Genomic DNA, 12,770 nt, shown 5'->3' on the forward strand with positions numbered 1-12,770 from the left:
TGATAGCGTTAATGCTGGTATTCGCATGCAGATTGTCTGCTTTGTATGCTGTTGGTGAAAGGAACGCCATGGTGGATCGATTCTCAGTCGGATTAAGAGGATACGACAAAGAAGAAGTAAATAAAGCTATAGCAAACTATGAGCGTACTGTAGCGCGTTTACGAGAACAAGTACGTTCTAGTGATGAATCTATTTTGCAGCTTCAAGCTCAATTGCAAGAAGAAAAAAATAACGTAAAACGAGCTAAAAGTGGTACTACTTTTGCGTCTTTAGGTGCTAATGCTCAACAGTTACTTGCTTCTGCAGAGCAAACTAGCGCTCAATTATTAGAGCGCGCCAAACAAGATGCTGCTTCGATTAAAAAAACTGCTCGTGCTCAAGCTGGAACTTTGCTTAATAATGCAAAGTTGGATGCTGAACATTTGTTGCAGGAAGCGCAAACTAAGGCTGATACAATGCTTTCGAATGCAAGTAAACAGTCTGAGCAAATGATGAATGCTGCGCAAGAAGATTCAGATCGACTTCGTTCTTCAGCTCAGCGTGATGTTAAGGCTTTGCGTGATTCAACTACATTGGAATTAAATAATGCTAGAGAAGAACACAATAAGAAGATGGCGTCTGAATTAGCTCAGCAGGAGCGAAATATTGCTGATATGAAGGCGGAAGCTTCTAAAGCAATAGCTGAGCAACGTTCTACGGCTAATGATGAGATTGCTCATGCTAAAGCTGAAACGAACGATCAGATTGAAACAGCTTTGGCTGATGCGAATAAAAAGTTGGCTGATATGCGCGAGCGTGCTTCGAAAATGATGGCAGAAGCACAGCGTAAGGCAGGCGAAATTACTGATGCTGCTAGCGCTAAGGCTCAAGAGATTGCTGATGCTGCACAAGTTGAGCGCACTAAGACTTTAAGTCAGGTGAGTGCGGAAGTTGAGAAGATTCGTGCGGATATTGCTCAGCAACAGGAAGATGCGACTAAGAAAGTTGACGCTTTGCTTGCTGGCTTGAAGGATCGCGAAAAGGCTTCTCAGGAAGAAGCTGAAGCGCTGATTGCTCGTGCAAAGGGAATTCATCAAGATGCGGATGATTATGCTGCTCAAACGCATAAATCAGCTGATGAGCAAGCTGCTCAAATTGTTAGAAAAGCTATGAAAGAAGCTACTGAGCAGGTTGAAGAGCGTAGGGCTGCAGCTCAGCAAGAATTAGATGGTATGACTGCTAGGTTGAATCAGTTGCAGCATAGAGAAGCAACTATTACTCAGCGAGTTACTGAATTGCGTTCGCTTTTTACAAACGCATTTGCAGGATTTGATTTTGGTGATGATAAGCAGCAGGGTTCCAATAGTATGTCTGCTGATTTAAATGATGATGTGGATGAATCAGATATTGATAATCTCAGCGGTGCTGATGCTAGCGATAATAATGTGTCTGCTATATCTGATAACTCTGATGATAGCCAAAATGATGATTCTAAACGTGTTCAGCGCGAGGCTCAGCGTGAAATTCAAGATGCTCTTGCTGAATCTGAAGAATCGTGACGCTAGGTTATTGAAATATATAAGATTGTAAGAATTAAGAATTGTAGTGAATTTACAAATATAGGAAATTAGAAAGGTTGAAAAGTGGCTGAGATTTCTGCTTTAACTACAGAGGCATTGCAAGGTTTGCGAGATGATTTTGATGCAAATCCTTTGAATCGTTTGGCTATGAATGGTGTGACTGCAGCTGGTATTGATAAGGTTGCTAAGAATTATGATCGTGCGCGTTTACTTCAGCGCCGTTTTTCAACGATTGTAGACAATGGCGACGCAAGACATCAGGATCATTCTGGCAGATGCTGGTTATTTAGCTCATTGAATGTTGCTCGATTCGTGGCTAAAAAAGCTTTGAAAGTTAAGGATTTTGAGTTTTCTCAGAATTATGCCATGTATTATGACAAGCTTGAGCGAGTTAATTATTTCTTGAAAGATGTTGCTGATCTTGTTCGTTCTGGTGAGCCTTCTGATTCTCGTTTAGTGCAGCATTTGCTTAGTGATGTTATGGGTGACGGCGGCCAGTGGACTATGGCTATGAACGTCTATAAGAAGTATGGTGCTGTTCCAAAGGATTTATATCCAGAAACTGAGTCTTCTAAAGACACTGGTGATATGAATACTCAGCTTAAAAAGCTTTTGCATACAGCTGTTGCTCATATGTATGCTAATGCTGCTGATATTGATGATATTGTTTCTGAAACTACGGCTGCAGGTCATAGGATCTTAACTATTCACTTGGGTGAGCCTCCAAAAAGCTTCGATTGGGAGTGGACGGATGAAGACGGAAAATTCCATCGCGACGGAGAGATTACGCCAGTTGAGTTTTGGAAGAAGTACGTTACTGCTGGCTTAGAAGATTATGTTTGCTTGGTAGATGATCCTCGCGCTGAGCATCCTAAGGGCAAGAAGATTGCTATTGAGCACTTGGGTAATGTTGCTGGTGGAGATGCCACGGAATATTTGAACGTGCCAAACCAGTTTATGAAGGATTGCGTGCGTAAGGTTCTTGTTGAGCAGGGCATTCCTGTGTGGTTCGGCGCTGATTGCCATCCTATGATGGATCGCGATAATGGCGCTTGGGCTACTGATTTGTTCGAGTATGATCGCGTTTATGGCGTTGATTTTGACTTGAATAAGGAGCAGCGCGTACGTTTTGCTGATTCGGCTATGAATCACGCTATGGCTTTTGCTGGTGTGGATGTTGCTGATGATGGAACTACTACTCGTCGTTGGCGCGTGGAGAACTCTTGGGGAGCGGACATTGCGGACAAGGGTTACTTTACGATGAGTGACGATTGGTTCACTGAATACGTGTATGAAGTTGCAGTTCCGAAGAATTTGCTTCCAGAAGAATATCGCAAAGCACTAGAAGAACCAGCAATTGTATTACCGGCGTGGGACCCAATGGGAGCTTTGGCCTAGGCTAATTTCACTAGGAAATTAGCCTACCTCAAAGCGCCGAGCCGCTTAGTGCAGAAGCACAGTGTGCTTCTGCTGCGGCGAGGGTATTCGCGCGCTTAGACCGCGCGAATGCAGTGGCTTAGCTAAGCGCGGCGGTGCGCGTTTTGTTTTATAGGATGGTGACAAATGGAATCTACAGCTGAACAGTGTGCTTCAAGCGTGGTTAAAAAAGCTGTTGAAAATGGTCAAAATCCGCTTAATTCTGCGAAATTCCAGCGCTGGGAGGATCAGGTTGGTGTGGATCGCATTATTAACCGCCGCGTGCTTGAGCTTGAGCCGCTTCCAACTCCTGCTCAGGTGCTTGGTGAGTTGCCGTTGTCGCCGTATGCGCAGGATATTGTTGCTGAGTCGCGTGATGAGATTCGCGGCTGTTTGAATGGCGACGACGATCGCCTTCTTGTTATTGTTGGCCCGTGTTCTGTGCATGATCCTAAGGCTGCTCTTGATTATGCGAATCGTTTGGCTAAGTTGCGTTCGGAGCTCGAAGATGAGCTTCTTATTGTTATGCGCGTGTATTTTGAAAAACCGCGTACAGCTCTTGGATGGAAGGGTTTGATTAACGACCCGGATATTGATGGAACGCATGATATTCATAAGGGTTTGTTGCTTGCGCGTAAGACTTTGCTTGGTGTTTTGGATGCTGGTTTGGCTGCTGCTACTGAGTTTTTGGAGCCGACTAGTCCTCAGTTTATTGCGGATGCTGTGAGTTGGGGTGCGATTGGTGCGCGTAATACCGAGTCTCAGATTCATCGTCAGCTTGCTAGTGGTCTTTCTATGCCGGTTGGTTTTAAGAATGCTACGGATGGTTCTGTTTATGCTGCTGTGAATGGCTGCTTGGCTGCGAGCCAGCATCATACGTTCTTTGGTATTGATCATCTTGGTCGCGCTTGTGCTGTGCAGACTCTTGGTAACCCGGATTGCCACGTGGTTTTGCGCGGTTCTAGTAAGGGCCCTAATTATGATGCTGCGTCGGTTGCTTCTGCTGTGGCTTCGATTCGTTTGCGCTTGGGTACTGGTTGCATGGCTTCGCACGGCGTGGTTGTGGATTGCTCGCATGGTAATTCTGGCAAGGATGAGCGTCGCCAAATTGAGGTTGTGCGTGAGATTGCGGATCGTTTGGCTGCTGGCGAGCAGGGTATTAAAGGCGTTATGATGGAGAGCTTCTTGCAGGGTGGTAATCAAGATCCTGCTCCTCTTGGCGAGCTTGAATACGGCAAGTCTATTACTGATCGTTGTATTTCTTGGGAAGATACGGCCGATTTGCTAAGAACTTTAGCTAAATCTGTTGCAACACGCCGTAGAGATTAGAGATTGTAGTAAGATAATCTCAATTTACTTCTGCTAGGCTTATATTTCTTACTGTATTTGCCGTCTATTTTTGCACTATATTTTGCGTACAAGGGAGTGTGTTGAAATGTATAACAAAGACTTGAATAAAGCGAATAAAGCAGATAAAGCGAATAAAGGTTTTGCGTGTAAAGCGCTACCGATTGTGCGTTATGTATTGTTCTCTTTGATTGCAACTGGTGTTATTTTGCTTGCTTTTGCATGGTATCGTGGCACGCATAGTGCTGGGTATACGCTTGTTACGTTTTCTGCTTTGTGGTTTAGCGTTTTTATACCGTTTGTAACCGGAATTGCTTTGCTTGTTTTTGCTAACGGATGGCGTCGCATTGTTGGCACTTTAATTTGTGTGTTGATTATAGCTGGATCTTTCGCTTTTTTTGCTTTGCAGGATCAAATTATTGCGTTTCTCAATGTTCCTGTTGTGAATCCTTGGTTTGATTTTACGTGCGGCGCATTGCTGAATATTGCGACTTTAACTTTTGTTATTATGACTTTAGTATGCGCGTTTTTGTTTAATCGTAATAGCAAATGCATAAGTAGCGAAGTAAAAAAGGATGATTCTGTTGATGTCTGATAATGAGAAAATTACGAAAGTTGATATTACTAAAGTTGCTGTTGTTGGCGCTTTAGAGGAAGAAGTTGCGCATATTTCTAGCGCGCTTGAAAATGTAAGTCTTAAGAAGGCTGCGAGTCTTGATGTGTCTTGTGGAACTCTTGACTCGGCAGATGGTAGGAAAATCGAAGTCGCGGCTACGGTTGGTGGCATGGGCTTGGTTAATGCTGCTGCAACTGTGCAGTATCTTATTGACACATATAACCCTCAAGTCGTAATCTTTTCGGGTATTGCAGGAAATCTTAATAAAAATTTGCATATGAACGATGTCGTTCTTGGAAAAACTGTAAAATATCTCGATACTGATATGCGTTTAATCGGTCAATGGAAGCCGTTTGCAAGCGAATTTCATTCAGATGATTACTTGCTTAAAGTAGCTAGCAATGTATTAACTGACATGAAAATTACGCATATTTCAGGAACAATTGCGTCCGGAGGCTATTTCGTTGATTCTCCAGAAAAAGTAGCAGAAGTAATTGCAGCTACTCAAGCGGATGCTGTGGAAATGGAAGGCGCAGCAGTCTTGCATGTTGCTGCACGTAACGATGTTCCTGCGCTTATTGTGCGCGCAATGAGTGATAACGCGGATACTCAATACGAAACATTTAAGACTTTCGATATTTCCGAATACGCGGATACTGCTGCAAAAATTACTGTAAATATAATCCGCAATTTGTGACATTTCGACACGCTGATGTGGTCGCCACCCTACGTTTACGCAAATAGCGCAATAAGTAGCGCCAAATACCGCCATTTTTGGTACCCATTTTATTTTTGCCGGTGCGGTTTAACCCACCTATTTATGATGGTTGCGTTAATAAAAAAAGATAGGGATTAATTAAGAGAATGCGCCCAATTCGCAATACGGCTATAAGAATGCGAAAGTGTGGTGGGGCGCAAGGCAATTCTTCGCGAAAGGAAAGAAGAATATGCGTAACTATATGAACAAATTAAATATGAACAAATTGAATGCAACCAAGGCAAATACAACCAAGGTAATTACAACAAAACTAAATACAACAAAACTAAATACAAATAAAATCTCAATGAAGTTCCGTGCTATTGCAGCGGCCGCGCTCACATTCGGTTTATGTGCAACTTGTGCTGCTTGCGGAGACAATATTCCTGCAGGAAATACAGTTTCTACAGGTTCCGGTGCCAAAATTTCCGGCAATTTCCAAGGATCTGGCGCTTCATCTCAGCAGGTTGCAGTAGAAGCGTGGATTGCAGGATTCCAATCTAAAAATCCTGGTGCGAAAATAGCATACAACCCAACCGGCTCTGGAGCTGGAGTTACTACTTTTATGACGGGTGCAACTGCCTGGGCTGGTTCAGACAAGCCTCTTAGTGACGACGAGGTTGAAAAGTCTAAGTCGGTTTGCGCTAATGGCACCTCGGCTTTCGATGTGCCTGTGTATGTTTCTCCAATTGCGATTATTTTTAATCTAAAAGGTGTTTCTGACGCTGGAAAGCATATTAATTTGGACGCTTCGACGATTGCTAAAATTTTCGACGGCAAGATTACAAGCTGGGATGACGACGCTATTAAGCAGCAAAATCCTAAGTTAAAACTTCCTAGCACTCCAATTACGGTTGTTCACCGCTCTGATAAGTCTGGCACAACGCAGAACTTCTTAAGCTATGTGAAGGATGCTGCTCCAGATGATTGGAAGCATAATCTTTCTGAAAACTGGCCAAATAATGTTGGTCAAGGTGCGAAAGGTACTTCAGGTGTTGTGTCAACTGTTCGCATGGCAAATGGTTCGATTGGTTATGCTGATTTTTCGCAGGTTGGCAAGCTTGGAACAATTGCGGTAAAAGTTAATAATTCTTATATTGATATTTCTCCAGAAGCGGCTTCAAACACTTTATCTGATTCACAAATCGATGTTGATGCTGCTACTAAATATCAACATCGCGTTGTTGTGAAAGTAAATCATCTTACGCAATTAAAAGATGCATATCCGATTGTGTTAGTTTCTTACGATATTGCTTGCCCGGTTTATAAGGATTCTGGAACTGCTAAGTTTGTGAAGTCTTGGCTTAGCTATGTAACTAGTAGTGATGGTCAGAATGCGGCTTCCTCTGCTGCTGGAACTGCTCCACTTCCGCAAAATTTGGTAAGCAAAATTAGCACATCAATTCAAGCGATTAAAACCGGAAAGTAAAAAGCTTTATGAATTGCTTTAAAAATTGCTTTAAAAATTGATATTATGAACATATCAGCATAAAGGAGTATGGGTGAGTTCTACAAAGAATGCAAAAACAACTCCAGATGATCAAAATTCTTATAATCATCGGAGCGGGCATATAGCAGACAATATTTTCAAGTATATTGCCTGCGCTTGTGGAATGTTAATTTTATTAATATTAGCAGCGGTAGCAGTATTTCTACTTTTTTGCGCATGGCCATTAATTGTAGGCGATCGCGCGCAATTGTCAGCCGTTTATGCAGATTTTACTGCCGGCAAAGCGCACGATTTTGTAAGCTATGTAGCTCCTTTAGTTTTTGGAACTGTGCTAATGTCTGCTCTTGCTCTTCTATTTGCATTCTTTGTAGCAATCGGTATCGCTTTATTTATATCGCATTACGCACCTAAGAAAATTGTTCCGCTTTTAAGTGGAGTAGTTGATTTATTAGCAGCAATCCCATCCGTTATTTACGGCTTGTGGGGTGGATTAGTTTTAGTCCCGGCAATGTATCCTTTCTGGGATTGGGTTTCTAAAATCTTTGGCTGGATTCCGCTATTTTCCGGCTCTGTAGCAAATCCTTCCAGATGTGCTGCAACAGTTAGCTTAGTTTTGGCTGTGATGATTCTTCCTATTATCACTTCTATGGCTCGAGATATTTTCCAGCAAGCTCCGCGATTACAACAGGAGGGCGCGCTCGCGCTTGGAGCTACAAAGTGGGAAATGATAAAGTTGGCTGTTTTGCCGTTTGCTAAATCTGGCATTGTTTCAGCGTCTATGCTTGGTCTTGGTCGCGCTCTTGGTGAAACAATGGCAGTTTTAATGATTCTTTCTCCTGGTTTTACTTTTGGTTTTAATATTTTGCAAGCATCTCAAAATCAAACTATTGCGGCTAATATTGCCGCACAATATCCTGAAGCTAATGGTTTAGGTGTAAGTGCTTTGATTGGAACCGGCCTTGTTTTGTTCCTTATTTCGTTTGCTGTGAATTTCATAGCGCGAAAGATTACTGGAAAGGCTGGTGCTTGATATGAGTAGTATTCAGCAAAGTAAAAATGATTCTTTAAGCGATAATCTTTTGAATAATAATATTGATGTGAATAAAGAATCATTGGAAGATAAGTCTAAGATTGAAAATAAATCTAATATTGAAGATAAAGCTCCAGTTATAGATTTCGATAAATTCCGACCTACAAGATCTTCTATTGCCGCGCGAAAGCGTAAAGATTTTTTGATGCGCGTATTGATTTTCTTGTCATTTATTGTGGCAGTAATCCCGTTATTTTCCTTGCTTTATACGACTATTATTCATGGAATTAAAAGATTTAATATAGATTTCTTAACTCATAACATGACTTACGTTGTCGGTGGTAATGCTACTGGCACAGGCGGTTATGGCGGAATTTTGCATGCAATAATTGGAACGTTAGAAATTACTTTTGGAGCAATGCTTATTTCTATACCAATTGGCTTAATGTGTGCTGTTTATTTGATTGAGTATGCTCGCGGAAGCAAAATTGCTCGAATAATTAATTTGCTTGTTGACGTAATGAGTGGTATTCCGTCTATTGTTGCGGGCTTGTTTGCTTTTTCTATGTTTGCTTTTCTTGCTGGCCCAGGTACGATTAATGGCTTTGAAGGATCTGTGGCGCTTTCGCTTCTTATGATTCCAACAGTTGTTAAATCTTCTCAAGAAATGCTAAAAATTGTTCCGACTGATTTGCGTGAGGCCGCTTTAGCTTTGGGCGTTACTAAGCATCGCATGATTACGAAAGTTGTTTTGCGTACCGCACTGCCTGGAATTGTTTCAGGATGTATTTTAGCGGTTGCTCGCGTTATTGGTGAAACTGCTCCTTTGCTTATGGCTGCAGGTTTTATTTCATCTACTAATTTCAATCTTTTTGACGGGCAGATGACGACTTTGCCGGTTTATGTTTATCAGGAGTATTCTAAACTTTCAGCAAATTGCCCAGCTAATGCTCCTGCTTCTTGTGTTACTTCAATACCTATGGAACGCGCGTGGGCGGCAGCTTTGACTTTGATTATTGTTGTTCTTTTGCTGAATATTATCGGTAGGGTTGTGGCTCGAGTGTTTTCGGTTAAGGCGAAATAGAGCGAATAAAACTGAATGAAGCTGAATGAAAATGAATAAGGCAAATAGAGCGAATAGAGCGAAATAGATTTTTAGAAAGTGAGTGCAAAATGGGTCAGCGCATTGATGTGAAGCATCTGAATATTTACTATGGTGATTTTCTTGCTGTAGAAGACGTGAATATTAATATTGAGCCAAATAAGGTTACGGCTTTTATTGGGCCTTCCGGATGCGGAAAATCAACGGTTTTGCGAACTCTTGACCGCATGCACGAGATTACGCCGGGAGCGCGCGTAGAAGGTCAAGTGCTTCTTGAAGGTCGCGATTTATATGGTAAAGATGTGGATCCTGTAGCAGTTCGCCGCGATGTTGGAATGGTTTTCCAGCGTCCAAATCCTTTCCCAACAATGTCTATTCGCGAAAATGTGCTTGCTGGAGTTCGCTTGAATAATCGTCGTATAGCAAAATCAGATGCAGATGACTTAGTTGAGTGGGCTTTACGAGGCGCGAACTTATGGAATGAAGTTAAGGATCGCTTAGATAAGCCTGGAATTGGTCTTTCTGGCGGTCAGCAGCAGCGACTTTGTATTGCTAGAGCTGTGGCTGTGCATCCGCAAGTTTTACTTATGGATGAACCTTGCTCTGCTCTTGATCCTATTTCTACGTTGGCTGTAGAAGATTTGATTAACGAGCTTAAAAACGATTACACGATTGTGATCGTGACTCATAATATGCAGCAGGCTGCGCGTGTTGCTGATTACACGGCATTCTTTAATTTGAAAGCCGTAGGGCAGCCGGGGCATTTGGAATACTTTGCGGACACGACTACTATGTTCAACAATCCGCGCAACGCTGAAGCTGAGCGTTATATTTCCGGCCGTTTTGGCTGATTTGTTATATACTTTTTTGATTTAAGTGTATTCCCTTGGTCAGTACGTGCGCGTAAGGTCAGAGCTGTTCGGTGGTTCAAAGATTTTGTGAATTTCATGTTTTTCATGACAATTCGCAATATTTTTCTTGCCGACGAGTCGCAGTAACCTCTGCGTGAATGCCCAAATGTAATTGCGTACGCGATTGCTCAAGTGCTTTCGCCGCGCTTTTCTGGTCTTTTGCGCTTGTAAACCAAGGAACAGAGAGTATATGGAAAAGTTCTTCCATCTCAAAGAAAACGGCACGAATGTACCAACGGAGATCACTGCAGGTCTCACTACATTCTTCGCAATGTCGTACATTATTATCGTAAATCCAATGATTTTAAGCCAAACTCATATGCCTTCTGGTGGCGTGTTCTTAGCAACAATTATTGCAGCAATCATTGGTACCCTTGTTATGGGCTTGTTTGCTAACGTGCCTTACGCTCAGGCTGCTGGCATGGGTCTTAATGTATTCTTCACTTACACAGTTTGCTTCGGATTGAAATTTACTTGGCAAGAAGCACTGTCTATGGTGTTCTTATGCGGTTTAATTAACATTCTTATTACCGTTACTAAAATTCGTAAAATGATTATTCGTGCCATCCCGACTTCGTTACAACACGCAATCGGCGGTGGCATTGGTTTATTCGTGGCCTACGTTGGCATGGTTAACGACCACGTTGGATTTATCACTTTTGCTTCTAAAAATCCAGCTTTATCCGCTAAGGGTAAGCCAGCACCTGCAGTTCCAGGACTTTCTGTTATGAATAATCCAGCTATTTGGCTTTTCTTAATAGGTCTTGTTTTAGCAATTGTTCTTACGGTTCTTAAGGTTCGTGCAAGCTTACTTATTACTATTATTGTGACTTCGTTAATTGGCATTCCAATGGGTTTGACTAACATGAGTAATTCAAATTCAATTGTGGAATCTTTTAACCAGCTTTCAACTACTTTCTGCGCAATATTTAGCGATCAGGGATTCCCAGCATTATTCTCAAATCCTGCTCGTATTCCGCTTGTTTTAATAACAATCTTTGCTTTCTCAATGTCTGATACTTTCGACACTTTGGGTACCTTTATTGGTACTGGTCGCCGTACTGGTATCTTCTCTGAGGCGGATGAAAAGGCTCTTGAAAACGGCTCTGGATTTAGCTCCAAGATGGATCGTGCTTTGTTTGCTGATTCTATCGCAACTTCCGTTGGTGCTATTTTCGGTACTTCTAACACCACCACTTACGTAGAGTCTGCTGCAGGTATTGGTGCTGGTGGTCGTACTGGTTTAACTTCTGTAGTTGTGTCTATTTGCTTCGCGCTTTCTATACTATTTGCTCCAGTCATTTCCGCTGTACCTGCTGCTGCAACTGCCGGTGTGCTTGTGGTTGTCGGCTGCATGATGGCAAGCTCTTTGAAGGAAATTGCTTGGGATGATATTACTGAAGCAATTCCAGCATTCTTCGCTGCAGTGTTCATGGCGTTCTCCTACAACATTTCTTATGGTATTGCTGCTGGATTCATCATGTACTGCTTGGTTAAGGTGTTTACAAAGCGTGCTAAAGAAGTTCATCCAATGCTTTGGATTGTTTCAGCTTTGTTCATTCTTAACTTTGTTGCACTTGCTGTGCTTGAGAAATAATTTAAGAATAGAATCTTAAAAATTAGAGGGTGTGTAAATTACATACCCTCTTTTTGTTTCCATTTCTATTTCTGTTTTTATTTCTGTCTTTATTTTTCTAAATTTATTCTTAGATTTACTGCAAATATTATTGACATTGTCTTAGATGCATATTAAACTATCCCAACGTAAACCACAGACCGTTGGTGGAATTGAAAAATTCCTGAAATTGATGCGTCAGGCCAGCACAGGTTGAGCAATGATTTGCAAAGTATTTATTGTAAATCGAAAATTTAAGCACGCTTTAGTGTTTCTTATGTTGCTCTGCCAGTGCGCAGGGCTTTTTTGTTGCTCTGTTTAGATTAAGCTTGATGTGTTTCTTTCGAACTGACGGCCAATTTAGGAAGGAACGCCATGAAGAGGCCCGAAAAGGAAGCGGTAGTTGCTGAGCTTACCGGATTATTCCGTAATGCAGATGCTATCTACCTCACCGAGTACCGCGGGCTTACAGTTCCGCAGATTTCTGCTCTGCGCGAAAAGCTAGGCCGCGATACTTCCTACTCTGTGGCTAAGAACACGCTTGCTCGTATTGCTGCTAAGGAAGCGGGCATTGAAGGTCTTGACGAGCTTCTCGCTGGCCCAACTGCAATCACCTTCGTAAAGGGTGATTTCATTGAGGTTGCTAAGACCTTGCGTGATTTTGCCAAAGAGAATAAAGCCCTCGTCGTTAAGGGCGGTTTCGCAGATGGAACCGTTTACGATGCCGAAGGTGCAAAGCAGTTGGCAGACCTCAAGTCTCGCCCAGAATTGCTTTCCGAAATGGCCGGCGCGCTCAAGGGCACTATGTCCAAGGCCGCTTACCTGTTCAACGCTTTGCCAACAAAGGCTGTGCGTACTATCGACGCTTTGCGCGAGAAGCAGGAAAAGGCCGCTTGATACCCTTGCAGCTTGCTGCATGAGCCAAATATTAATAAAAATTTGATGGCGTAAGGCACAAAGCGTGCCC

Annotated in this window: 11 protein-coding genes; all 11 read left to right on the forward strand. The window is 42.5% G+C overall.

All coding sequences use genetic code 11. From position 1 onward, the window contains the following. Positions 1-68 precede the first annotated feature (68 nt). Entirely contained in the window at positions 69-1,538 is a 1,470-nt protein-coding gene (locus BFS05_RS03035; protein WP_103084531.1) for a coiled-coil domain-containing protein, read from the forward strand. Positions 1,539-1,622: 84 nt separating this feature from the next. Continuing rightward, positions 1,623-2,957 carry a C1 family peptidase gene (locus BFS05_RS03040; protein WP_103084532.1) on the forward strand — a complete coding sequence of 445 codons (1,335 nt, stop codon included), beginning with the start codon at positions 1,623-1,625 and terminating at the stop codon, positions 2,955-2,957. Positions 2,958-3,122: 165 nt separating this feature from the next. Further along, positions 3,123-4,304 carry a 3-deoxy-7-phosphoheptulonate synthase gene (locus tag BFS05_RS03045; protein WP_103084533.1) on the forward strand — a complete coding sequence of 394 codons (1,182 nt, stop codon included), beginning with the start codon at positions 3,123-3,125 and terminating at the stop codon, positions 4,302-4,304. Positions 4,305-4,410: 106 nt separating this feature from the next. After that, positions 4,411-4,917 carry a hypothetical protein gene (locus BFS05_RS03050; protein ID WP_103084534.1) on the forward strand — a complete coding sequence of 169 codons (507 nt, stop codon included), beginning with the start codon at positions 4,411-4,413 and terminating at the stop codon, positions 4,915-4,917. Next, entirely contained in the window at positions 4,910-5,635 is a 726-nt protein-coding gene (gene mtnN / locus BFS05_RS03055; protein WP_103084535.1) for a 5'-methylthioadenosine/S-adenosylhomocysteine nucleosidase, read from the forward strand. Before BFS05_RS03050 ends, mtnN begins: the two co-directional genes overlap by 8 nt. A gap of 205 nt (positions 5,636-5,840) precedes the next feature. Next, the gene (gene pstS / locus BFS05_RS03060; RefSeq protein ID WP_180978572.1) at positions 5,841-7,124 is read left to right on the forward strand and encodes a phosphate ABC transporter substrate-binding protein PstS; all 1,284 of its coding nucleotides are present in this window, start codon (positions 5,841-5,843) and stop codon (positions 7,122-7,124) included. 142 nt (positions 7,125-7,266) lie between these two features. Continuing rightward, positions 7,267-8,175 (forward strand): phosphate ABC transporter permease subunit PstC, encoded by a 909-nt coding sequence (gene pstC / locus BFS05_RS03065; protein ID WP_258004226.1) that lies wholly within the window; start codon positions 7,267-7,269, stop codon positions 8,173-8,175. Position 8,176: 1 nt separating this feature from the next. Then, positions 8,177-9,259 (forward strand): phosphate ABC transporter permease PstA, encoded by a 1,083-nt coding sequence (gene pstA / locus BFS05_RS03070; RefSeq protein WP_258004212.1) that lies wholly within the window; start codon positions 8,177-8,179, stop codon positions 9,257-9,259. Between the two features lie 89 nt (positions 9,260-9,348). Then, positions 9,349-10,128: a phosphate ABC transporter ATP-binding protein PstB gene (pstB, locus tag BFS05_RS03075; RefSeq protein ID WP_103084537.1), complete on the forward strand. Its 780-nt coding sequence runs from the start codon at positions 9,349-9,351 to the stop codon at positions 10,126-10,128. Positions 10,129-10,378: 250 nt separating this feature from the next. Further along, positions 10,379-11,785, forward strand: coding sequence for an NCS2 family permease (locus BFS05_RS03080; protein ID WP_103084538.1), 1,407 nt, complete (start codon positions 10,379-10,381; stop codon positions 11,783-11,785). 393 nt (positions 11,786-12,178) lie between these two features. Next, a complete protein-coding gene (gene rplJ / locus BFS05_RS03085) occupies positions 12,179-12,700 on the forward strand; it encodes a 50S ribosomal protein L10 (protein WP_103084539.1) in 522 nt (173 codons plus the stop codon). Positions 12,701-12,770 lie beyond the last annotated feature (70 nt).

The organism is Gardnerella coleohominis (assembly GCF_002896555.1).
Taxonomy (GTDB): Bacteria; Actinomycetota; Actinomycetes; order Actinomycetales; family Bifidobacteriaceae; genus Bifidobacterium; species Bifidobacterium vaginale_F.